The organism is Streptomyces sp. SID1328 (assembly GCF_009865595.1).
In the GTDB taxonomy this organism is placed as follows: Bacteria; Actinomycetota; Actinomycetes; order Streptomycetales; family Streptomycetaceae; genus Streptomyces; species Streptomyces griseoluteus.
Genome location: NZ_WWKH01000033.1, coordinates 1 through 22,510, shown reverse-complemented (window position 1 = coordinate 22,510; position 22,510 = coordinate 1). Strand labels below are relative to the sequence as shown.

Annotated in this window: 23 protein-coding genes; 12 read left to right on the top strand and 11 right to left on the bottom strand. The window is 71.8% G+C overall.

All coding sequences use genetic code 11. From position 1 onward, the window contains the following. The first annotated feature begins 64 nt into the window (after positions 1–64). Both GT030_RS00910 and GT030_RS00905 read left to right on the top strand, forming a co-directional pair. Positions 65–2,407, top strand: a complete 2,343-nt coding sequence (locus GT030_RS00910; RefSeq protein WP_161199348.1) for a discoidin domain-containing protein — start codon at positions 65–67, stop codon at positions 2,405–2,407. A gap of 180 nt (positions 2,408–2,587) precedes the next feature. Next, positions 2,588–3,295 carry an ATP-grasp domain-containing protein gene (locus tag GT030_RS00905; RefSeq protein WP_161199362.1) on the top strand — a complete coding sequence of 236 codons (708 nt, stop codon included), beginning with the start codon at positions 2,588–2,590 and terminating at the stop codon, positions 3,293–3,295. Between the two features lie 88 nt (positions 3,296–3,383). Here the strand turns inward: GT030_RS00905 and GT030_RS00900 are convergent, their stop codons facing one another. The 3 genes from GT030_RS00900 to GT030_RS00890 all read right to left on the bottom strand — a co-directional run bounded on the left by GT030_RS00900 (position 3,384) and on the right by GT030_RS00890 (position 7,180). Then, positions 3,384–3,824 (bottom strand): VOC family protein, encoded by a 441-nt coding sequence (locus tag GT030_RS00900; RefSeq protein ID WP_161199347.1) that lies wholly within the window; start codon positions 3,822–3,824, stop codon positions 3,384–3,386. A gap of 104 nt (positions 3,825–3,928) precedes the next feature. After that, on the bottom strand, positions 3,929–4,360 hold the full coding sequence (locus tag GT030_RS37260; RefSeq protein WP_161199346.1) for a fibronectin type III domain-containing protein: 432 nt from the start codon (positions 4,358–4,360) through the stop codon (positions 3,929–3,931). Between the two features lie 270 nt (positions 4,361–4,630). After that, a complete protein-coding gene (locus GT030_RS00890; RefSeq protein WP_161199345.1) occupies positions 4,631–7,180 on the bottom strand; it encodes a hypothetical protein in 2,550 nt (849 codons plus the stop codon). A 147-nt stretch (positions 7,181–7,327) separates the two neighbouring features. Here GT030_RS00890 and GT030_RS00885 point away from each other — a divergent pair, with 147 nt between their 5' ends. After that, positions 7,328–7,855, top strand: a complete 528-nt coding sequence (locus tag GT030_RS00885; protein WP_161199344.1) for a hypothetical protein — start codon at positions 7,328–7,330, stop codon at positions 7,853–7,855. A gap of 13 nt (positions 7,856–7,868) precedes the next feature. Here the strand turns inward: GT030_RS00885 and GT030_RS00880 are convergent, their stop codons facing one another. After that, positions 7,869–9,122, bottom strand: a complete 1,254-nt coding sequence (locus tag GT030_RS00880; RefSeq protein WP_161199343.1) for an acyl-CoA dehydrogenase family protein — start codon at positions 9,120–9,122, stop codon at positions 7,869–7,871. Positions 9,123–9,214: 92 nt separating this feature from the next. Then, positions 9,215–11,194, bottom strand: a complete 1,980-nt coding sequence (locus tag GT030_RS00875) for a heavy metal translocating P-type ATPase (RefSeq protein WP_161199342.1) — start codon at positions 11,192–11,194, stop codon at positions 9,215–9,217. A 93-nt stretch (positions 11,195–11,287) separates the two neighbouring features. On the opposite strand from GT030_RS00875, the gene GT030_RS00870 reads away from it, so the two are divergent. Further along, positions 11,288–11,674 (top strand): metalloregulator ArsR/SmtB family transcription factor, encoded by a 387-nt coding sequence (locus GT030_RS00870; RefSeq protein ID WP_161199341.1) that lies wholly within the window; start codon positions 11,288–11,290, stop codon positions 11,672–11,674. 3 nt (positions 11,675–11,677) lie between these two features. Here the strand turns inward: GT030_RS00870 and GT030_RS00865 are convergent, their stop codons facing one another. After that, positions 11,678–12,841: an aromatic acid exporter family protein gene (locus GT030_RS00865; protein WP_161199340.1), complete on the bottom strand. Its 1,164-nt coding sequence runs from the start codon at positions 12,839–12,841 to the stop codon at positions 11,678–11,680. A 112-nt stretch (positions 12,842–12,953) separates the two neighbouring features. Here GT030_RS00865 and GT030_RS00860 point away from each other — a divergent pair, with 112 nt between their 5' ends. Further along, entirely contained in the window at positions 12,954–13,337 is a 384-nt protein-coding gene (locus GT030_RS00860) for a hypothetical protein (protein WP_161199339.1), read from the top strand. Between the two features lie 6 nt (positions 13,338–13,343). Here GT030_RS00860 and GT030_RS00855 read toward each other — a convergent pair whose 3' ends face one another. Further along, complete coding sequence (locus tag GT030_RS00855; protein ID WP_161199338.1) at positions 13,344–14,033, bottom strand: HAD family hydrolase; 690 nt, start codon at positions 14,031–14,033, stop codon at positions 13,344–13,346. Between the two features lie 419 nt (positions 14,034–14,452). On the opposite strand from GT030_RS00855, the gene GT030_RS00850 reads away from it, so the two are divergent. Continuing rightward, complete coding sequence (locus GT030_RS00850; RefSeq protein WP_161199337.1) at positions 14,453–14,797, top strand: DUF3140 domain-containing protein; 345 nt, start codon at positions 14,453–14,455, stop codon at positions 14,795–14,797. A 113-nt stretch (positions 14,798–14,910) separates the two neighbouring features. On the opposite strand, the gene GT030_RS00845 is transcribed toward GT030_RS00850, so the two are convergent. Together GT030_RS00845 and GT030_RS00840 are read right to left on the bottom strand one after the other, a co-directional pair. Beyond that, a complete protein-coding gene (locus GT030_RS00845) occupies positions 14,911–15,333 on the bottom strand; it encodes a hypothetical protein (protein ID WP_161199336.1) in 423 nt (140 codons plus the stop codon). Between the two features lie 87 nt (positions 15,334–15,420). Next, a complete protein-coding gene (locus tag GT030_RS00840) occupies positions 15,421–15,900 on the bottom strand; it encodes a DUF4396 domain-containing protein (RefSeq protein ID WP_161199335.1) in 480 nt (159 codons plus the stop codon). Between the two features lie 183 nt (positions 15,901–16,083). On the opposite strand from GT030_RS00840, the gene GT030_RS00835 reads away from it, so the two are divergent. The 5 genes from GT030_RS00835 (at position 16,084) to GT030_RS00815 (ending at position 19,863) form a co-directional block, all read left to right on the top strand. Next, positions 16,084–16,536 (top strand): SRPBCC family protein, encoded by a 453-nt coding sequence (locus tag GT030_RS00835; protein ID WP_161199334.1) that lies wholly within the window; start codon positions 16,084–16,086, stop codon positions 16,534–16,536. 159 nt (positions 16,537–16,695) lie between these two features. Beyond that, positions 16,696–17,697, top strand: coding sequence for an acyl-CoA dehydrogenase (locus GT030_RS00830; RefSeq protein WP_202459521.1), 1,002 nt, complete (start codon positions 16,696–16,698; stop codon positions 17,695–17,697). Next, positions 17,694–18,455 carry a PIG-L family deacetylase gene (locus tag GT030_RS00825; RefSeq protein ID WP_346009528.1) on the top strand — a complete coding sequence of 254 codons (762 nt, stop codon included), beginning with the start codon at positions 17,694–17,696 and terminating at the stop codon, positions 18,453–18,455. The genes GT030_RS00830 and GT030_RS00825 overlap by 4 nt, the downstream gene beginning before the upstream one ends. Then, positions 18,452–19,078, top strand: a complete 627-nt coding sequence (locus GT030_RS00820) for an SAM-dependent methyltransferase (protein WP_161199333.1) — start codon at positions 18,452–18,454, stop codon at positions 19,076–19,078. The genes GT030_RS00825 and GT030_RS00820 overlap by 4 nt, the downstream gene beginning before the upstream one ends. Next, a complete protein-coding gene (locus GT030_RS00815) occupies positions 19,075–19,863 on the top strand; it encodes a glycosyltransferase (RefSeq protein ID WP_161199332.1) in 789 nt (262 codons plus the stop codon). Before GT030_RS00820 ends, GT030_RS00815 begins: the two co-directional genes overlap by 4 nt. A gap of 169 nt (positions 19,864–20,032) precedes the next feature. Here GT030_RS00815 and GT030_RS00810 read toward each other — a convergent pair whose 3' ends face one another. Next, positions 20,033–20,512 (bottom strand): HIT domain-containing protein, encoded by a 480-nt coding sequence (locus GT030_RS00810; RefSeq protein ID WP_161199331.1) that lies wholly within the window; start codon positions 20,510–20,512, stop codon positions 20,033–20,035. Between the two features lie 70 nt (positions 20,513–20,582). Continuing rightward, positions 20,583–21,194: a TetR/AcrR family transcriptional regulator gene (locus tag GT030_RS00805; protein ID WP_161199330.1), complete on the bottom strand. Its 612-nt coding sequence runs from the start codon at positions 21,192–21,194 to the stop codon at positions 20,583–20,585. Between the two features lie 70 nt (positions 21,195–21,264). Between GT030_RS00805 and GT030_RS00800 the strand changes: the two genes are divergently transcribed. Then, entirely contained in the window at positions 21,265–22,158 is an 894-nt protein-coding gene (locus tag GT030_RS00800; RefSeq protein ID WP_161199329.1) for an NADP-dependent oxidoreductase, read from the top strand. Positions 22,159–22,510: the final 352 nt, after the last annotated feature.

The following is a 22,510-nucleotide window of genomic DNA, read 5'->3' as shown; positions in this document are numbered from 1 at the left end:
CATTTCTGTACGCTCCTAGCTTTCTTGCGTCCGCTCACCCCACGAGCCCTGAGGACGCACACCCATGACTGCACCCCCCAACGGCAGATCCCTGCGCCGGACCCTGGCGGCGACCGTGTCCATGGCGCTGGCCGCGGCCGGCACGCTCGTCGCCGTGGCGCTCGCGCCCGACGCACACGCGGCCGGAGTGCCCGCGCCGTCCCCGGTCGGCATATCCGGCCGGGGCGCGACCGTCCCGTTCAAGGAACAGGAGGCCGAGTACGCGGCGACCAACGGCACCCTCATCGGACCGGACCGCCTCTACGGCCACCTCCCCTCCGAGGCGTCCGGCCGGCAGGCGGTGACCCTGGACGCGCCGGGCGAGTACGTCGAGTTCACCCTGACCGCGCCGGCCAACGCGATGTCGTTCCGCTACTCGCTGCCCGACAACGCGGCCGGCACCGGCCGTGACGCGAGCCTCGACCTGAAGATCGACGGCAACCAGCTCAAGTCCGTCCCGGTGACGTCCAAGTACGGCTGGTACTACGGGGGCTATCCCTTCAACAACAACCCCGGCGACTCCAACCCCCACCACTTCTACGACGAGACCCGTACCCTGCTCGGCTCGACGCTGCCGGCCGGGACCAAGGTGCGCCTCCAGGTGTCGTCCACCAGCGCCTCACCGACGTTCACCATCGACCTCGCCGACTTCGAGCAGGTGGGCGCGCCCATCGGCAAGCCGTCCGGCGCGCTGGACGTGGTGAGCGACTTCGGCGCTGACCCGACCGGCGCGGCCGACTCCACCGCCAAGATCCAGGCGGCGGTCGACGCGGGGAAGGCGCAGGGCAGGGCGGTCTACCTACCGCAGGGCACTTTCCAGGTGCGGGACCACATAGTGGTCGACCAGGTGACCCTGGCGGGCGCGGGCCCCTGGTACAGCGTCCTCACCGGCCGTGACCCGGTGAACCGGGCGAAGGCCGTGGGCGTGTACGGCAAGTCCGCGAGCCAGGGCGGCAGTAAGAACGTCACGCTCAAGGACTTCGCCGTCCTCGGAGACATCCGCGAGCGCGTCGACGACGACCAGGTCAACGCCATCGGGGGCGCGCTGTCCAACTCCACCGTCGACAATGTGTGGCTGCAGCACACCAAGTGCGGGGCCTGGATGGACGGCCCCATGGACAACTTCACCATCAAGAACAGCCGCATCCTGGACCAGACCGCGGACGGCGTGAACTTCCACATGGGTGTCACCAACTCCACGGTGACCAACACGTTCGTCCGCAACACGGGTGACGACGGACTCGCCATGTGGGCGGAGAACATTCCGAACGTCAAGAACAAGTTCACCTACAACACGGTGATCCTGCCCATCCTCGCCAACAACATCGTCACGTACGGCGGCAAGGACATCACCATCTCCGACAACGTGATGGCCGACACCGTCACCAACGGCGGCGGCCTGCACGTCGCCAACCGGTATCCCGGTGTCAACTCGGGTCAGGGTACGGCCGTCTCCGGGACGACGACAGCGGCCCGCAACACCCTGATCCGGGCCGGGAACAACGACTACAACTGGCAGTTCGGGGTCGGCGCGGTCTGGTTCAGCGGGCTCAATGAAGCCCTGGACGCCACGGTGAACATCACCGACACCGAGATCCTCGACAGCTCCTACGCCGCGATCATGAACATCGAGGGTGCGACGAAGGGGCTGCACTTCGAGAACGTCCGGATCGACGGCGCCGGCACCTACGCCCTCCAGATCCAGGCGCCCGGCAACGCCTCGTTCACCAACGTCACCGCCACGCACATCGCCCAGTCCAACCCCATCCACAACTGCGTGGGATCCGGCTTCGTCATCACCCGCGGCACCGGCAACAGCGGCTGGTACGCCGACCCGCCCGCCTGCACCGGCACCTGGCCCGACCCGAAGTGGACCAACGGGGGAGTGCCCGGCGGCGGCCCCACCACCCCGCCGACCGACCCGCCCACCGATCCTCCGGCCGACCCGACCCTCAACCTCGCCAAGGGCCGCCCGGTCACCGAGACGAGCCACACCGACGTCTACCCCGCGACCAAGGCCGTGGACGGCGACCCCAACACCTACTGGGAGAGCGCCAACAACGCCTTCCCGCAGTCCCTCACCGTCGACCTCGGCGCGGCGACAGCGGTCAAGCGCGTCGTCCTCAAGCTGCCCCCGGCAACGGCGTGGGCCACCCGCACCCAGACGCTGAGCGTGCTCGGCAGTACGGACAACTCCACCTTCACCACGCTGAAACCGTCGGCGGGCTACACCTTCAACCCGTCCGGCGGGAACACGGCGACCATCTCGCTTGGCGGCACCGCGACCCGCTACCTCCGTGTGACCGTCACGGGCAACACGGGCTGGCCCGCGGCCCAGCTCTCCGAACTGGAGGCGTACACCGGCTGACCGGACGCCGGGCGGGCGGGGGCGTGCTCCCTCGCCCGCCCGCTCGTGCGGATACCGGTGGACTGCCGGGCCAGGTCGGTGACATCGTCATCGACCGTGACGAAGCAAGGGTCTCTGGCGTTGGCGCCGCAGTACACCACGACATCCGAGCTGCTCTCGGCGTCGGCGCGGCGGCGGGGGATGAAGGTGGAGGTGCTCGGGGGCGCCGCCACGGGGAGGCGAGGCGCCCACTACTACGGGGGCCCCGGCTTCGCGGCACGCGTCGTGGACGACCTCGAGGTCGCGCTCCTGGAACCGTCCGACGACTGGCTGGCAGCCTTGCCGTACGAGTACACGGGACGACACATCGCCCTGTCGACTCTGAGCGAGGCGCGCCGCCTGTCCCGGTCGGCCTTCGTGAAGCCACCGAGAGAGAAGAGTTTCCCGGCCGCCGTCTACCCCACCGGCGCCGACCTCCCGCCCGGGCCGGACGCCCCCGTACTGATCAGCGACGTGGTGACCTGGGCGGCGGAGTTCCGCCTGTACGTCCTGGACGGCGAGGTCCGCACCGGCTCGCAGTACACCACCTTCGGCCACCTCGACGCCGAGCCCCTGGCGGGCCACCGGCACGAAGCCGCAGTCCGCGAGTTCGCGGCCGGTCTTCTTTCCGCGTGCGGCGACGGCCTGCCCAGCGCGGTGGTGGTGGACGTCGGTCTCCTGACCACCCCCGAGCCCGGCGCCGAGTGGGCTGTGGTCGAGGCCAACATGGCTTGGTTCAGCAATTGCTACGCCGCCGACCCCGACCGCGCCCTGGACGTCGTCCTGCGCTCCGCCGGCCCACGGGCGGCGTTGGCCGACCGGGATCGCCGGTTCTGCCGCGACATCGAGGCCGCTGCCCCGGCGGGCTGAAGCGCCTGCTGTGCTGACGGTACCGTCGGGGCGGCTCACTCAGCCTGGGCGTCCCGTCGTCCTCCCCCTCGTGGTCAGGGAGCACGTGTCAGCCCAGTTGCTCGGCCAGGCCGACGATGACCCCCTCCGGGCCCCGGAGATAGCAGAGCAGATAGCTGTCCTCGAACCGGGCGATCTCGCCCACGAGTTCGCCGCCGTGCGGGCGCAGGCGGGCCACGGTGTCCTCGATGTCGTCGACGGCGAACATGACGCGGTGCGTGCCCAGGATGTTGTGCGGCCGGTCGCGCGGCCCACCGTCGATCACCTCGGGGCTGCGGTACTTCGCCAGCTCCAGCCGGCTGTGGCCGTCCGGGGTCCGCAGCATCGCGATGTCGCAGTGGACGCCGTCGAGTCCGGTGCACTGGTCGGCGAAGCCGCCCCGTACCTCCCCCCGGCCCTCCAGCTCCATGCCGAGTTCCATGAAGAACGCGACGGCGGCATCCATGTCCTCCACCACAATGCCGACATTGTCCATCCGCCGAATCGCCACGCTGCCTTCTCCCTCCGCACAGGACCGGGCCGGCCCATGACCGAGCGCCCCACCCGGAACGTATCCCCGGATGGAGCGCCCGGCCCAGACGGCGCACCCGGTGGCTAGCCGGGGACCCCCGTGTCGCTCATGCTCGGCTTCCCCTCACCCGACGCGTTCCAGGCGCACACCAGGATCACGTACTCGTGGCCCGCCGTGACCCCGGTGACCTCGGCGGAGCGGGCGGAGGCCGGGTATCCGATGATCCGGGAGTGATTCGTCGGGGTGCCCTTGTCGTAGACCCACACCGCGTACCGGACGATCGACCCGCTGTGGGAGTCGGTCGGCGCGGACCAGCGCACCTCGATCGAGCCCGCGCCGGCCGTCGCGGTGAGCCCCGGTGGCCGTCCCGCCGTCGTCGGCACCGCCTTGCCCCGGACCGCCGAGGACCACGAGGAACGGTTGGCCGCGCCGTCACCGGCGACCGCGCGGGCCGTGACCGTGGCGGGCCTCGACGTCCGGGTGCCGTCCGCCGAAGCGCCGCCCGCCGGAGTCACCTACGCGGACTGTGAACGCACCGACGCACAGCCCCCGTTCGTCGTGGACCTGGACGCGGCCGAGCCCCGGGCGGTGAGCCCGGGGCGCGGCTTCCCGTTCACGGCGTCCACCGGGACCCCGCTGGTCCTGGACGTCACGGCGCGGACGTCGAGGAGCGAGGTGCGCTGGTACCTGGAACTGAGATGGACCCAGGGCACCCGCTCCGGCACGCTACGGATCGACGACGGCGGCCGTTCCGCACCGGAGCGGTGGAGTAGCGCCGCGCGCTCTCAGGTCCGGACCGTCAGGTACTGCCAGCCGCCCCACGTGCTCACGTTCGTCGTGTCCTTGGAGCTGCGGACGTACTCCGAGCGCACCCGGAACCTCTGGCTGACCGCGTTCGAGAGGCTCAGCCGCGAGGACACGGCGCTCTTGGAGCCGAGCGTGGAGCAGGCCGAGGTGTTGAGCGTGTGCCAGGCACCGCTGTAGTACCGCTGGGCCTGGAACTTCACGCACTGGCCGGACTTGTCTGGCGACACGGTCGTGGTCACCGTCGGCCGTGTCGTGCGGTGGTAGACGCGGTAGGTGGTGCCGCTGTACGTGGTGCTCGTGTAATAGCCGCTCAGCGCCTGTGCGACCTTCACCTGACCGCTCACGGCACGGGTGGCCGTGGCCGGGGCGTAGCGGTGGTCACCGGCATAGGACGCAGTGAACGTCGTGTTGCGGGTGAGCTTGTAGGAGGTCCTCAGGTTGCCCTTGCTGTCCACAGTGCCCGTCTTGACCAGCGTCTTCCTGCCACCGGCGGGCGTCGCCCACAGCGAGACCGTACGGCCGTTGTACGTGGTGCCCAGGTGGGCGGTGACGGTGGCCGTCGCGCCGTAGGCGTAGGTCGAGGCGTCGGCGGCCACGGACAGGGTCGTCGTGGCGCGCGAGACCTGGACCGTCGCGGAGGCGGTGGCGGCCTGGTGGCCCCCGTCGCCCGCGTAGTCGACCGTGTACGTGTTGGCGCCGCCGGTGGACGGGGTGTCCTTGACGGTGATCGTGCCGTCGGTGGCCACGGGAGCCTTCCACGTCACGGGCGTCGTGGTGTGCGCCGCGTCCGTGCGGGTCACGGTGACCGTCTCGCCGCCGCCGTACGGGCCGTCGCCCAGGCGGGCGTCGAAGCTCAGCGCGGCGCCGCGCGTGGCGGTCGCGGGGGCGTTCACGGTGAGAGCCGGGGCGTAGGGGGAGATGACGGTGCTGATGTCGTTCGCGCCCGGCTGGTGCGTGGTGTCGCCCTCGAACGACAGGCTGTAGGTGAACCATCCGGCCGTACCCGGGTCGTCGGTGACCGCGAACTCGCCGGTGGCGGGGTCCAGCGGCGCGGCCGGGAGCGGCGTCGACTCGTGGGTGTCCTCGTTCGTCCGGGTCACCCGGACCGCGGTGCCCTGGTCGAAGGGGCCGCGGCTCAGGTCGGTCATGACCGTGCCGGTGAAGGCCACCTTGTGCGGTGCCGCCGAGCTGAACTCCGGGTACGGGACGGTGGTCCCGATCCTGGACACCCACACCTTCAGCGAGGTGGCCGCGGGCCGGTGCGTGGCGTCGCCCGCGTAGGACACCTCGTAGCTGTAACCGCCCTCGTCCTGGCGGGTGTCGGTGATGACGAACGAGCCGTCCGCGCCCACCGTGGCGTCGGGCAGTTCGGTGCCGTCGCGGGTGACCTTCAGCGTGGCGCCGGCCGGCACGAAGCCGTGGCCGCCCACCGTGCCGTTCACCGTGAACCGCTGGGCCGGGATCGCGTACGGCGAAGGGGAGTCGAGGGTGAGTTCGGTGTCCGTGAGCTTGGCGTCGCCGAGGACGTCGAGGGCGTAGGAGCCGTCGGCGCGGGTGACAGCGTAGAGCGTGCGGCCGTCGGTGCCCCAGGCGAGGCCGTCGGGGGCGACGGTACCGGCCGGGAAGGTGAAGTGGTTCTCGGCGATCGAGTCGCCCGCGTAGACGTAGGCGCCCGCGCCCGAGCCCGCCGGGGCGCCCAGGGCGATCGTGCCGTCGGAGTCGACCGCGACGGCGTCGGGAGAGGAGTTGACGCCACCGGTGTAGTACCCGTGGGGCGTGGCGGCGCCGAGGTCCGCCGTGCTGTACACGTACACGGACGCCGACTGCGGAACGAGCAGTTTCGTTCCGTCCGCGGTGACCTTGACCGGGCCTGTCGCGGTGCCGCCGAGGCCCATGTCGGCCTTGGGGGAGGGCGTCCCGGAGGAGACGTCGTAGGTGGCGACGAGAGTCGTGTAGGGCTGGGCGCCCTGGACCGCGAGCACACCGCCCCCGGTGCTGAGGAGAGGGGCCGCCGACCAGTGCGGCATGCCGGGCTGCTGGGTCGGCGCTGGCGCGGCGGGGTCCAGCGAGCCGACGGTGCCCTTGCCGTCGGCGTCCGTATAGCTGTACCAGACCTTGCCGCCGGCCACGGCTACGGAGACCGGGGCGCTGTCGGTGCCGGTGTCGACGCGGCCGGTCTCGGTGAGCGTCGCCGTGTCGATGACGGCGATCGCGTCGCCGTCGCTCAGGGCCGCGTACAGCGTCCTGCCGTCGGCGGACAGCGCGAGGCCGTCGGCGCCCTGCTCGCCGTCGACGGTGCCCACGGGGTTGCCGGACAGGTCGGTCACCACGATGCCGGCCGTGCCGGCGCCCTGGCTGAAGAAGAGGTGCTGGTGCGCACCGTCGACCACCATGTGGGCGTAGTGCGACAGAGGCAAAGCGTTCGAGCCGTCGGCCCGGGCGAGGGGGCCGGTGAGGCCGACGGTTGCGGTGGTCAGCCCCGCGACGACGGATATCGCCGCCGCGAGCGAGACCTGCTTGAGGCGCATGGTGCTCCTGGGGGAAGGGGGGTCAGGCAGCCGGACGCCCATGAGACCGCTGACCTGTCCTTTTGGTTGTACGCCGACAGGCTGGGGCGCTCGCTGGGGGCGGGCGGCGGTCGGCTACGCTGCGCGTCCGTGCATGGAGGGGGAACGATGTCCAGCAGGCGACTGGCGGTGGCCGGAGTGACCGCGTTGGTCATGGCGGGACTGGGCGGCTGCTCGGGCGGCACCGGGGGAACGCACACGAGCGCCGGGAACCACGTACGCACCGTGGACGACGCCCCCGCCCCCTCCCCGGACACCGTGTCCGGCCTGCGCGACGAGATACGGCACGTCTCCGCCCTGACCACCAGGGCCACCCGCCCGCACCTGGTACGACGCTGCACCGACGCGACCCGCCGCGTCACCCACACCCGCCGCACCGGCTCGGGCAAACGGCGCTCCGTACGCACCTGGTACACCACCGAGCACTACCAGCGCTGCCGAAAGGTCCGTCAGGGCACCGAGAGCTATCGGCGCGTGACCCGGCCCGAGCACTGGTGCGTACGCCTGGACGACGTCGGCGGCAACCGCTCCCGCGACGACATCTGGTACCGGGTCACCCGCACGACGTACGGCGACGTCTTCGCCGCGCACGACCGCGCCCGCCTGGAGTTCAGCCCCCTGGGCACCGGCTGCTGACGAGCGGGACGCGTCAGACGAACGCGCTGATGCCCGTCGCCGCCCGGCCCACGATCAGGGAGTTCATGTCGCGGGTGCCCTCGTAGGAGTAGAGGGCCTCGGCGTCGGCCCAGAAGCGGGCGACCTCGTGGTCCAGGAGGATGCCGTTGCCGCCGAGGAGTTCGCGGGCGTGGGCGACGACCTCGCGGGTGCGGGTGGTGCTGAACATCTTCGCCATGGACGCCTGCTGGTCGGTGAGCTGCCCGGCGTCCTGGAGCTGCGCCGCCCGTACGTTCATGGTCTGGCAGGCGGTGATGTCGGCCAGCATGCGGGCGAGCTGGTCCTGGACCAGCTGGAAGGCGGCGATGGGCTTGCCGAACTGCTCGCGCTCCAGGGTGTAGGCGCGCGCGGCCTCGTACGCGCCCATGGCGCAGCCCACCGCGTTCCAGGAGACCCCGAGCCGGGTGGCGCGCAGCACCTTCGCGGTGTCCCTGAAGGAGTTCGCCTCCTGGAGCCGGTCCGCCTCCGGCACCCGTACGTCGCGCAGCTCGATCTCGGCGTTCTGCACGGTGCGCAGCGAGACCTTGCCGTCGATGCGGTGCGGGGTGAAGCCCTCGGCGCCCTGCTGCACCACGAAGCCCTTGACCTCGCCGTCGGCCTCGTCCTTCGCCCAGACGATCACCAGGTCGGCGAAGGTGGCGTTGCCGATCCACTTCTTGCGCCCGTTCAGCACCCAGGTGTCGCCCTCGCGCCGGGCGGTGGTGGTCAGCCCGCGGGAGGTGCCGGAGCCGACGCCGGGCTCGGTCAGGGCGAACGCGGCCAGCCGCTCCCAGCGCAGCATCTCCGGTATCCACCGCTGCTTCTGCTCCTCGGAGCCGCACTCCATGACCGAGGCGATTCCCAGGCCGCTGTGCACGCCGTGGAACGTGGCGAACGAGGGGTCGACGCGGGAGAGCTCCATGCTCACGAGCCCGGCCACCAGGGCGCCCCGGCCGGGCGATCCGTAACCCTCGAACTGGAGCCCCGCGATGCCGAGTTCGGGCAACTGTGGAATCAGCTCGTGCGGGAACTCGCCACGCTCCCAGTAGTCGTCCGCGATGGGGGCGAGGTTCTTGCGCGCCCAGTCCCGCACCGTCGCCAGCAGCTCCTGGTCCTCGGGGCCGACCGTCTCGCGTACGTGGTAGAAGTCGGCCTCCACGGCCGCCGGGTCCGCCTCGTGGACCGTGACGGCCGGCCACTCGTGCTCCTGGCCCTGCCCGGCGTGGTCACGCTGCTGCTGTCCGGTCATGACGACCCCTCTTCTTCTCAAGTCGCGCACGGATCATGGGTGGTGGATATGCGTGCTGCTCACCGGTGCCCGCGATGTCGTACGCGTAGACCTCACCGAAGATCCCGAGTGACCGAATCCACAGGGTGATCCGTGGGCCACGCCCTCTCGCGGAGCAGGCGCAGGCCGTTGAGGCCCACGAGGACGGTGGAGCCTTCGTGTCCGGCCACGCCGAGGGGGAGCGGGAGGGTGCCGGCCAGGTCCCAGATCACCAGGGCGGTGATGAACACGGCGGCGATGACCAAGTTCTGGATCACCAGGCGCCGGGCGGCGCGGGAGAGCCGTACGACGGCGGGGATGGCGGCGAGTTCGTCGCGGACGACGACGGCGTCCGCTGTCTCCAGCGCCAGGTCGGACCCGGCGCGTCCCATGGCGACGCCGGTATGGGCGGCGGCGAGAGCGGGAGCGTCGTTGACGCCGTCGCCGACCACCAGCGCCTTGCGGCCGGCCCGCTCCATCTCCTGCACCGCGCCCGCCTTGTCCTGGGGGAGGAGCCCGGCACGGACCTCGGTGATGCCGACCTCGGCGGCCAGGGCCCGCGCGGCCGGTTCGTTGTCGCCGGTCAGCAGCACGGGGGCACACGCGGTCAGCCGAGCCAGCGCGTGGACGGCGTCACCTGCGTCCTCCCGTAGCCGGTCCGCGATACCGAGTACGCCGGCGGGGGTGCCGTCGACGGTGACCAGTACGGCCGTACGGCCCTGTTCCTCCAGGCGTGCGGCCACGGTCGCGCTCGTGCGGTCGAGATGGCGGGCCGGGCTGCCGACCGCCACCGTGCGCCCCTCCACCCGCGCGTACACCCCGGTACCGGGGGTGGAAGCGAAGTCCGTCACCGGCGGCAGGTGCAGCCTTCGGTCGCGGGCGGCGTCCACGATCGCGCGGGCCAGCGGGTGCTCGCTGGGGTGTTCGGCGGCGGCCGCGAGCCGCAGCAGCTCCTTGCCGGTCAGCCCGGAGGCGGCCAGGGGGCGGATGTCGGTGACGCGCGGGGTGCCCTCGGTCAGCGTGCCGGTCTTGTCCAGCGCCACGGCGTCGATCCGGCCCAGGCGTTCCATGACCACGGCCGACTTGACCAGCACGCCGTGGCGTCCGGCGTTGGCGATCGCGGACAGCAGCGGCGGCATGGTGGAGAGGACCACCGCACACGGTGAGGCGACGATCATGAAGGTCATCGCCCGCAGCAGCGCGGGCTGGAGGGTGTCGCCGAAGGCGAGGGGCACGGCGAAGACGGCGAGGGTCGCGGCCACCATGCCGATCGAGTAGCGCTGTTCGATCTTCTCGATGAACAGTTGGGTGGGCGCCTTGGTCTCGGACGCCTCCTCGACCATCTTCACGATCCGGGCGATCACCGAGTCCGACGGGTCCCGCTCGACACTGACCCGCAGGGAGCCGGTGCCGTTGACCGTACCGGCGAACACCTCGTCCCCGACCCGCTTCGCCACCGGCAGCGGTTCGCCGGTGATGGTCGCCTGGTCCACCTCGCTCGCACCGTCGATCACCCGGCCGTCTGCGCCGACCCGCTCACCGGGCCGGACCAGGACGGTGTCCCCGACCGCCAAGTGCCCGGCGTCGACCGTCTCCTCCGTACCGTCCGGCAGGAGCCGGGTGGCGGTGGCGGGGGCGAGATCGAGCAGTCCACGCACCGAGTCGGCGGTGCGGGCCGTGGCCACCGCCTCCAGAGCTCCGGAGGTGGCGAAGATGACGATCAGCAGCGCACCGTCGAGGACCTGCCCGATCGCGGCGGCCCCGAGAGCGGCCACCACCATCAGCAGGTCCACGTCCAGCGTCCGGTCCTTGAGGGCCTTCAGCCCCGCCCAGCCCGGCTCCCAGCCGCCGGTCACATAGGTCGCGGCGAACAGCGTCCCCCACAGCCACGCCGGGCCGTGCAGCAGGCTGACCGGCAGCGCCACGAGGAACAGCACCAGGGCCGCGAGAGCCCAGCGCGCCTCCGGCAACGCCAGCACGCGGGTACGGCGCCGGGTCCGGCCGGCGGCCGGTGCGACGGGAGCGGAGGACGCACGGTCCAGTACAGAAGACACGACAAAACAACCCTTCACGGGCGGAGCGGACTACCCTCCCACCGTACAGGAACAATTGAACAGGTCTTCAAGTGTCATCGTTATGATGGACGCATGGGCCACGGACGCGTCACCAGCAGCAGCGCCAGCACCCGCGAACGCCTCGACGCGGTCGGGACCGCCGACGTCGCCGCCACCCTCCAGGCCCTCGCCACGCCGTCCCGGCTCCACATCCTGGCCCGGCTCCAGGAGGGTCCCTGCGCGGTCGGTGACCTCGCCAAGGCCGTCGGCATGGAGACCTCGGCCTGCTCCCACCAACTCCGCCTGCTGCGCAACCTCGGCCTGGTCACCGGCGAGCGCCAGGGCCGCTCCATCGTCTACTCCCTGTACGACAGCCACGTGGCCGAACTCCTCGACCAGGCCCTCTACCACGTCGAGCACCTGCGCCTGGGCGTCCGGGACACCCCCGCCCCCCTCGGGGAGCCTGCCGTGGCCGAGTGAGAGCTACGACTCGTCAGCGGTGTCCTTGAGGGCGTCGCAGGTGTTCTGGAACTCCTCCATCAGCCGGGTGGCCTCCACGACGAGGACGCCGTAGGGGCGCGAGGCGTCCGAGAGGGGCAGCTTGTTGTCCCGGGCGGCGCCGAGCACCTTCTCGAGGGCTTCCTGGGCGAGCGTCGCGAGCCGGCACATCTCCTGGGCCTGATCGGCCAGGGTGTCGCTGTCGAGCTCGGCGATGACGTGCGCGATGTCGCGCAGACTGGCGGCGAAGTCCGCGTACGCCTTGAGCGCGGGGGCGTAGGTGTACGTGTCCTCCACCTCGCGCCAGCGGCCGAGGCTCCGGGTCAGTGAGCCGAGCTGGTAGACCGCCCGTTCCAGGGCGTCGACGCTCTGCCGGTAGCGGTCGAAGCCCAGGTAGCCGCGGTGGGCGGGCAGGAAGCGGCGGGGGTTGAGGGGCAGGCTGTTCTCCGCCGTGTCCAGACCCGCGCGGGCCTGCCCGACCGCGTGCTGTGCCCTCTCGCCGGCCCGGCGCCACTTGGCGGCCCGGTCCGCGTCCACGTCTCCGCTGCCCAGGCCGTCGGCCATGTCGTCCAGCAGGGTCTCGATCCGCCCGGCCAGCACCTGGAGCCCGTGCTCCGCGCTGCGGTACCGCAGCGGGGGCGCGATGCACAGGTTCACGAGCACGCCCAGCCCGCATCCGATGAGGACGAGCAGGATGATCTGCCCGAGCTGGTTCACCTTGTCGGCGGTGGTGGTCGCGGTGGCGTACGTGGAGAAGGCGAAGAAGGCCGCGGTGGCGACCTGGGAGCGTTGCTCGCCCAGCGCCGGCCACTGTCCGATGCACAGGGCGATGACGGCGACCAGGACGAAGGCGAACAGATCCGGCCCGGCGAGGAACCCGATGGCTGCCTGGACGGCCACGCCGACGGTGACCGCGGCCGTGTAGCGAAGCGCCTGCCAGACGGACTTGTAGACCGTGGCGTTCATGATCAGCACAGCGGAGAAGGGTGCGAAGGCGGGCGACGCCGCGTTCAGCAGGTCGTACGCGATCCACCACGCCAGCGTCGCCGCCAGCGCGCTCTTGCCGACCAGTAGCGCCGTATTGCGCTCGTGCCCCGGCGTGCTCCACGCCCGCTTCACCCACGCGGTACAGCTCCGCAACCACTCCATGCGCTTCGCCTCGAACCCTTGCTCACTACATCGGTACAGGTGGGGCGGATACCCCCTGCGCGGCGGGTATGCGGATGGCGGCCGTCACACCGGCGGCGGATAACGTTCCGGCATGACATCAGCGCCGCTCCGCTTCCCCCCGTATCCCATCCGGGGCGTACGCGTACTGCACAGAAAGCAGAACTGCGCGCCGCAGTTCGCGGAGATCGAGGTGGATTTCGAACCCGCGGCGGAGGGTTTCGTCTTCGAGGTGGCCCAGGACCTCACGGTGGACTACGAGCCCGCCGATGCCCTGCCGCGCTTCTTCGCGGCTGCTGCCCGGGGGATCGAGGAGCAGTTGCGCCTGCCCGAGCACGGAGTCGTCGTCGCCGCCCGGGTGGTTCTGCGCCGCGCCCGCGCCGATACGTTCGGCTCGCACGAACGGGCGTTCAAGATCGCGGGCCACCTCGCCGCCCGCCAGGCCGTGACACGTACGAAGAGCCCGGCCGACGAGTGACGCCCTTCAGGTGCGGCGCCCCAGCGGGCTCTGGGCGAGGGAGGCGAGCAGCGCGTCCGGGCCGTCGTACAGCACGTCCGCGCCGGCCTTCTCGAGGTCGTCGCGGGGAATCCCGCCGCACAGCAGCCCCACGCAGGTGACCCCGGCCCGGCTGCCCGCCTGCATGTCCCACACGGTGTCCCCGACGAACACCGACCGCTCCGGTGTCGCCCCGGCCAGCTCCAGTGCCTGCTGGACCGGCTCGGGGGAGGGCTTGCCCTCCGAGACGTCGTCGGCACTCGCCATGCCGGTGATCGCCTCGTCGGCGTCGAGCGCGGTCCGCAGCGCGGACAGTTCCTGACCGCCCGCCGACGTGGCCAGGACGACCTTCCACCCGTCGTCCGCCAGCCGCCGCAGCAGCCGCCCGGCCTCCGGCAGCGCCGTCAGCCGCCCGAAGTACTGCCCGTACAGCGTCCTGTGCGCGGCGCTGAGCGCCTCCGCCTCCTCACGCGCCCGGTCCGCGCCCAGCAGGTGAGCCACGAGATCACTCGAACCGAGACCGATGGCCCGGTGAATCGCCTGCGACGGCACATTATGCCCCGCCTGCCGCAGCGCCTCCCACCACGCCGCCACATGCAGGTAGTTGGTGTCCACGAGGGTGCCGTCCACATCGAACACGGCGGCACGAGCCGTCTCCTGGGCGTCGGTGGGGGGCATGGAACGCACATCCTCTCGTCACACCTGCTGTCCACTTTGCCCGGCCCGCACCCACTCGCGGCGGCCACCGGCCCGGCACCCACACCGGGTACCCGATTTCCACCAGGTGACCGCGTGACGCCGGGAAAGATCACCCCGGCCGGATCGTCCGGAGGGACACTGGTGATCGTCGGCCTCGGTCGCGCCCGAACCCTGTGGAGCATCAAAATCTGGACTCTCGGCCTGCGGGCGGCGTAGAACGGCCTCGCTCAGCTGCACACCCAGGCGTCTTCCGGCACCTGCGACCCGCGTGTATACGCGACTCCGGCATGTCCGCTGGCTGTCCCGGCCCGGCGCGTATCGCCTTCGGGCGCCCCCCTTCGTCGCGCGTACGGCGTCATCGCCGTGCGTCCCCTTTCGGCGCGCGTAAGGATGCTGGCATGGCCGCTCAGGAGCAGGACGACAGGAAGAGCACCGTCGCCGAGTTCAACGAGGCGGTGAACATGACGCCTGCCGAGTTGGAGAAGTGGCTGGGGACCGACGAGTCGAACGGAGCCGGGCAGCACAGCGGCGACGACGGGGAGAGCGTGGGGCACGCCTCCGGTCGCCGCATCGTCGATCTGCTGCGCACCAGGAAGAGCGACCTCTCTGACGACGACCTGGCCCACATGCGCAAGGTCGTCGGCTATGTGCACCGGCACATCAAGCAGCGTCCCAGTGGGGATGTCTCCGACACCAAGTGGCGCTATTCGTTGATGAACTGGGGACACGACCCGCTCAAGTGACTCAACGGACGAGGATGACGTGTCCTTGGGCGGCGCGGCGACCGTGAACTCGGCCGTAGCCGGCAATGGGGACGGTTACGGGCCCTCAGCTCATCGATGGTTGCACGTCGGCGTCAGCGCGCCCCGGTTCCCTGACGGCGTGCGGCCGAGGCGGCGGCTGCCCTCGGCGGCTTGCGGGCCAACAGGCAGGCGTGCGGTCGGTTCAGCCGTCCGCCGGGCTCCTGCTCCAGCCTCGCGGTGACGACGAGTCCGGCCTGTTCCAGCAGGCCGGCCACGCCGTCCACGGGCAGGAGGTACGACTCGTAGGACACCGGACGGCCGTAACCCCGGGTCGGTTCCAGCCGCTCGTCGCCGACATAGTCACCCCAGAGCAGGTACCCGCCGGGCGCGAGCGTGCGGTGGAATTCGGCGAACCCCGCCAGCATCGCGCGGGACAACGGGTCCATCGCGGCGGGAGGCGGGACGCGCTCGACGTAATCGACGGCGACCGTGTCGTACGACTCGCGGACAGCGGTCAGATAGGAGGGCTCGGCCACGCAGCCGACCCTAACCCGCCGCCGCACCCGCGCCGTTGAGCCGACCCAGCCGGAGCGAGTCCTGTGGCTGGGCTCCAGGGTCGTTCGTCAGTGGTGCTGGTGTACGACGGCGTGGCCTTTGCCGCGGGTGATCATCCAGCGGTTGACGGGAGTGGTCAGTACGAAGGCGACGGCCAGTGAGGCCGTCAGCGAGACCCAGAACAGTGCCTGCGTCAGACCTGCGTCCATGGCCCCCGGGACGCCCACCATGACGGTGTTGTCGATCAGTTCCATCACGGCGATGGACACCGTGTCCGCGGCCAGGGCGACCTCGAGGGCCCGGGGGAGCGGAAGGCCGGCGCGCAGTACGCCCCGCATGGTCAGGGCGTAGCCGAAGACGAAGGCCAGCGCGATGGAGAGGACGACCGTGGCGGCGCTGTGCAGACCGGCCGCGGTGCCGATCACCATGCCGAGGACCTCGCCGATGGCGCAGCCCGTCAGGCAGTGCAGGGTCGCGCGGGCGGCGGTGCGCCAGGAGGCATCCGAGTCCGTGTGTGCGTGCTGATGCGGGTGTGCGGTGTGGTCCATCGCCGGCTCCTCTCACCGTGTCGGTCACCGACGGGAACAACATACCCCCTGGGGGTATTCCGGTCGACCGCTATGAGGCGGGACCGACCCACGAGTACTACATGCCGCGATCCGGGCAAGAGGAAAGAGATCAACGTCAGCCCGACCGGCCCTGCAGGGCCGGCTCACGCCAAGGAGGAGCGCATGTCGAAGGTGGAAGAGTCCATCGAGGTTCGCGTCCCCGTGACGGACGCTTACAACCAGTGGACCCAGTTCGAGGACTTTCCCCAGTTCATGGACGGTGTGGAGCGCATCGAGCAGCGCACCGACACCCTCACCCACTGGAAGACGAGCATCGACGGAGTGGAGCGGGAGTTCGACGCGGAGATCACCGAGCAGATCCCCGACGAGCGGGTCGCGTGGACCACTGTCGGCGGGGAAGCCCGGCAGGCCGGAGTCGTCACGTTCCACCGCATCGACGACGGCACCACCAAGGTCATGCTCCAGCTCGACTACGCCCCGGAAAGCCTGACCGAGAAGGTCGGGGACAAGCTGGGCTTCGTCAAGCGCCAGGCCAGCGGTGACCTGAAGCGCTTCAAGGAGTTCATCGAGAAGCGGGGTGGCGCCGCGACCGGCCAGTGGCGCGGCGAGGTCTGAGCCCGCATCGACGGCGACGAGGGGCGGGTCCGGACACAGGCCGGGCCCGCCCTCGCCCCGCCGAGACGCGAGTGGCGACCTCACCGGCCGCCACGCAGTATCAAGTCGTCGTCCCCGGAGCGGTTCCGGCACCGGACGAACGAGCAAGGAGTGCCCTTCATGCACGATGAGCTTCCCCCGCCCGCCGAGGCGTTCGTCCGTTACGCCGACGCGCTGGCGGCCGGGAAGGTCGACTGCCCCCTGCCCGGCGGCGGCAATACCGCCGCCCGGTTCGACACGCTGGCAGGGCTCGCGCGCGAGGATCTGTGCACGGCCCGGCTGGCGGAAGGGCATCTGGACGCGGTGGCGATCCTCGCCGAGCTGGAGGGGGAGCCGGTGCGCCCCGGCGCGTACTGGGGTGTGTGGGCGGCCGAACCGCCCGGTTCCGGACTGACCGCCACCCGTACGGCGGACGGCTGGGTGCTCGACGGGGTCAAGCAGTACTGCTCCGGGGCGCACACCTGCACGCACGCCCTGGTCACCGCCCTCGCCGACGACGGGCGCCGGCTCTTCGCGGTGCGCACCGGCATCCCCGGTGACGCGCGGCCCGCGGACGGTCCCGGTTGCCGGCCGGTACCCGGGACGTGGCAGGCGGTCGGCATGGCCGGCAGCGACAGCCCGGACGTGCGCTTCACCGCGGTGCCCGCCATTCCGGTGGGCGGGGTGGAGGCGTACCTGCGCCGACCCGGCTTCCACCACGGCGGTGTGGGCGTGGCGGCCTGCTGGTACGGCGGGGCCCGGGCCGTGGCCCACGTCCTCTTCGAGCGGGCCGGGCGGCGCGCCGACCCGTTCACCGACGCGCACGCCGGCGCGGTCGACCTGCGGCTGCACACGGCCGGGGCGGCGCTGGCGCGGGCGGCCGAGGAGATCGACGCCGACCCGCTGGACAAGGCCGGTACGGCCGGGCTGCGCGCCCTGCGGGTACGGGCACTCCTGGCGGAGGTGTGCGCCGAGGTGCTGGACCGGGTGGGCCGGGCGACCGGCGCGGGGCCGCTGTGCCACGACGAGCGGCACGCGCGGGCCGCGGCCGACCTGGCCGTCTACGTACGCCAGCACCACGCCGAACGGGATCTGGCGGCTTTGGGCGCCCTGGTGTGCCGCGGTGACGGAGCCGACCGGTGAGCGCCGCGGCCGAGGGCTACGCCGACCCGATCCAGGCCCCCGGCACCGACGAGCGGGAGTGGCGCGCGTGGGCCGGCTGGGACCGGATGCCGGAATGCCCGCTGCCGACGAAGGGGCGGGTCGTCGTGGTGGCGGCTCACCCGGACGACGAGGTACTGGGCGTGGGCGGAACCCTCGCCCGGCTGGCGGCGGCCGGGGTCGCGCTGACCGTGGTGTCCGTCACCGACGGAGAGGGATCGCACCCCGGCTCCACCCGTCTGACCCCCGGCCGGCTCGCCGAGCTGCGCGCCGGTGAACTGCGCGACGCGCTGGTGGAGTTGGGGGCAGAGCAGGCGGAGGTCGTGCGGCTGCGGCTGCCCGACACCGGGGTGGCCCGGCACGAGGACCGCCTCGCGGACGAACTGGCCGCCCTGCTGCCGGACGCCGCGCTCTGCCTCGCGCCGTGGACGCAGGACGTGCACGGCGATCACGAGGCGGCGGGGCGCGCCGCGCTGGCCGCCTCCCGTGCGGTGTCGGTGCCGTGCCGGCTGTACCCGGTGTGGCTGTGGCACTGGGCCCGCCCGGGAGACGCCCGGGTGCCCTGGCGGCGGGCCGCCCGGATCGTCCTGTCGCCCGAGGTGCAGGCCCGCAAGCGTGCCGCGGTCGACCGCTTCGTCACCCAGATCCGGCCGCTCGGTGACGCGCCGCAGGACGCCGCGGTGCTGCCTCCGGACGAGGTGGCCCACCATCTGCGCGGCTGGGAGGTGGTGTTCGGATGACCCGGCCCCGTACCCCCGACGCGTACTTCGACGGCATGTACCGTGCCGCCCGCGACCCGTGGCGGCTGGCCGAGCGGTGGTACGAACGGCGCAAGTACGACCTCACCGTGGCCGTCCTGCCGATGGCCCGCTACCGGCGCGCGTTCGAGCCGGGCTGCTCCGTCGGCGAGCTGACCGTCCGCCTGGCGGAGCGCTGCGACGCCGTACTCGCCTGCGACCGGGTCGAGTCGGCGGTCGAGACCGCCCGCGGGCGCACGGCCGGCCTGCCGAACATCTCGGTGCGCCGGATGCTCGTGCCCGAGGAGTGGCCGGACGGCTCGTTCGACCTCGTCGTGCTGTCCGAGCTTCTCTACTACCTGGACGACAGCGCCCTGGACCAACTGCTGGAGCGTGCGGTCGAGTCGCTGGAACCGGCCGGCACGCTGGTCACCGTCCACTGGAACCATCCGGTGGCGGAGCACCTGAGAACCGGCACCGGTGTCGCGCGCCGCCTCGACGCGCAGCCGGGCCTCGCTCTGCTCGCCGACCACCGCGAGGAGGACTTCGTCCTCCAGGTCCACCAGCGCACCGGCCCGGACGGCCGTACGCCCCCAGGGGTCGCCGCTCGCGAAGGGCTCGCATGAGCGCGGCCACCGTCGCCGTCGTCATTCCCGCCCATGACGAGGAGCGACTGCTCCCGGCCGCCCTCGCGGCGCTCGCCCGCGCCGCCCGCCACCCCGACCTGGCCGCCTTCAGGGTGCTGACGGTGGTGGTGGCCGACGCCTGCCGCGACCGTACGGAGGCGGTGGCCCGTGACGCCGGGGCCCTGGTCGTCCGCACCGACTGCCGCAACCCGGGCCGGGCCCGCGCGGCCGGTGTCCGGCACGCGCTCGAGCGGAGCTTCGCGAGACCTTCCGCCCTGTGGATCGCCACGACCGACGCCGACAGCGTCGTCCCGTCCGGCTGGCTCGCCCACCAGCTCGCCCGCGCACGGGAAGGCTGGCAGGCCGTCGTGGGCACCGTGACCCTCCCCCTCTCCTCGCCGCTGGCCGCGCCGCACCTCGCGCTGTACGAGAAGACGCGGCCGCCGAAGGGCACCCCCTGGCTCCACCCCCATGTGCACGGCGCCAACCTGGGCTTCGCCGCCGACGCCTACCTCGACGCCGGCGGTTTCCCGCCGCTCACGACCGGAGAGGACAGGGCCCTGGTACACGCGCTGGAACGACGCGGCCACCGCGTCCTGCGCACCACCGCCTGCCCGGTCCAGACCTCCCCACGACTGCGCCCCCGCGCCCACGGCGGCTTCGGCCACTACCTGTCGGCGATGGCCCGCGCTTCAGATCAGCCACACGACAGTTCGTCGGTGCCGGGCATCGCCGAGCCGTACGACCTCGGGGCGAGCGCCGGTGCGGACGACGTCGGCGCGTAGCCTGTGCGGCGACGCAGCCGTTCCACCCCACGGCGTCATCCGCCGACGGTGAGGCACACGCCTCGAAGGACGGGAGCGCCGGGCCATCGCGTGCGCGAGCACGGACGATCCGTACGCGACCGTCGCGGAGCTGCCGTCGGGGCCTGAGCTGCCTCCACCGTCCCCGCCGTCAGCCCGCCGAACGCAACAGATCCAGTTCGCTCCCGAGCCCGTCCCGCAACACGTCATGCTGCGGCCCCAGCCTGAACTCCTCGTCACTCCACCGGTCGTGCGGATACAGCCACACAGGCTTGCCCACCAGCTCGGCCGGCTCCCACTCGAACCGTGGCCAGACGTGGGCATGCAAGAACGGGTCCGTGTTTCCCAGAATCTCCAGGTTGACCCGGCGGAAGTCCGGGTCCAGGCGTCGGCAGACGCGCTCCACGGCTTCTCCGAGCCGGTCCATGTCGGACAGAAACGACAGCCGCTTCGCCCTCGGCAGATCAGACAGCCGCCGAACACCTGGCTCGTCCACGAGGAGAACCGAGTAACCCGGCAAGAACTGAACGTCGCCGATCACCGCGAACCCCGCCTCGAGCCGCCGCAGCACGGTCGGGTTCTGGCCGCGGAGAGCGGCTCCGATCCGATCCGTCCGCCAGTCACCGGCCATGGCCCCAACATAGCCACCGGGGAGCGGAGTCGGATCCTCGCTCCCCCATCTCCCCACGCACATCGAGGAGTCACCGGTGGTCCGTCCCGCCTCCCGTGGTGTCCTGGGTCGGGCGGGCTACGGCCCATGCCGCCTCGATCATTTGGAAGATCTCGTCCACCGCGGCCGCCGGCTCGGCCGCGTCGCGGGCGAGCGTGTAGGCGTCGATCACGAACCGCGCGATCGTCCGGCACGTCGTCGTCGCCGGAGGCAGGTCGAGGTCGGCGGCGATGGCGGCCGCCAGGGACTCGGCGTGGCGCAGCCGCATCGTTTCCTCGTACTCCCGCAGGGCGGGCGACGCGGTGATCATCCGCCAGACCGGGGCGGCGTCGTCCCCCGTGCAGTGCCGTACCAGGGCGTGGATCTCCTGGCGCAGCGCGGGGATGAGCGGCTCGTCCGGGGCGCGGTCGGTGACCGCCCGCACGAGACGCTGCTCGAAGTCCTCGTCCAGTTCGAAGACCAGGGCCTCTTTCGAGGCGAAGTGGGAGAAGACCGTGGTCACGGCCACATCGGCCTCGGCGGCCACCTCACGGATGCCCACCGCGTCGTACCCGCGCGCCAGGAAGAGCCGCAGGGCGGTGTCGGCGATTTTCTGGCGGGTCGCGGCCTTCTTGCGCTCGCGGCGTCCGGTCGGCACGGTCACGGCTTGATGCTACCAGCTACGAAATCAAACCTGTTCCAAAAGACTAACCGTTAGTGTTAAGTTCGGTGGCATGAGGAAAGTGAGCTTTGCCGAGTTCGGCGGTCCGGACGTCCTGCGGCTCGTGGACGCCGAGGAGCCCCACGCGGGCCCGGGACAGGTGCGCGTGGCCGTACGAGCGGCGGGGGTGAACCCCGTCGACTGGAGAATCCGGGAGGGTCAGGCCCTCGGGGCCCACCCGGTGGAGCTGCCCGCCGGGGTGGGGCTGGACGCCGCCGGGGTGGTGGACGAGGTGGGCGACGGCGTTGAAGGGGTCCAGGCCGGCGACCGCGTGTTCGGTGAAGGGGCCGACACCTACGCCGAGTTCGCGGTGCTGTCGGCCTGGGCCCGGATGCCCGAGGGGCTGACGTTCGAGGAGGCGGCCGGGTACCCCTCCGTGGTGGAGACCGCGCTGCGCGTCCTGCGCGAGGTCGGCGTGCGGCCCGGGGAGGCGCTGCTCGTGAGCGGGGCGTCCGGGGGAGTGGGGTCGGCGGTGCTGCAGATCGCCCGCGACCGGGGCATCAGGGTGATCGGCACGGCCGGGGCCGTGAACCAGGACTACCTGCGTAGCCTGGGCGCCCTCGCCACCACCTACGGCCAGGGCTGGACGGAGCGGGTGCGGAGCCTCGGCCACGTCGACGCGGCGCTGGACCTCGCCGGTTCGGGCGTGATCCGCGAACTGACCGAGCTGACGGGTGATCCGGGACGAGTGCTCTCCATCGCCGATCTCGGCGCGCCGGAACTCGGTGTCCGGTTCTCGGGGGTGGCCGGGAGCATGCCGGACGCGCTCGCGGAGGCCGTCGACCTGATCTCGCAGGGGAGACTGTGCATCCCGGTCGAGAAGTCGTACCCGCTCGAGGAGGCCGCGGCGGCGCACATCGACAGCCGGGCGGGGCATACGCGCGGGCGCCGGGTCCTGGTCGTCTGAGTCTCGGGCCCAGGCCCGCCCCCGCGCCGTGCTGTCCTCCGGGGGAACAGCACGAGACGAGCCCCAACGGGCCTCGTTCAAAGGGCATTTCAGGAACCTGCCCCGGGGTGCACCTGCTCCGCCCGGAGGGGCCGTTCCGGCCGGGCAGGACTGCTGGACCGAGACCACCCGCCAGGCGGGCCCTCAAGGACGATCCACGCGCCCACCAGCGACGGTCCGACGGACGGGTGAGCGTAAGTCGTTGCCCGGTGGTGAGAGCCCGTCGCGGCGTGTAGCGTCGCCGACAGATGCCGTGTCCCGCCCGCGCTCCGGCGTGGGCGTTCTGCTGTGCGCTGAGGGAACAGGGCATCAC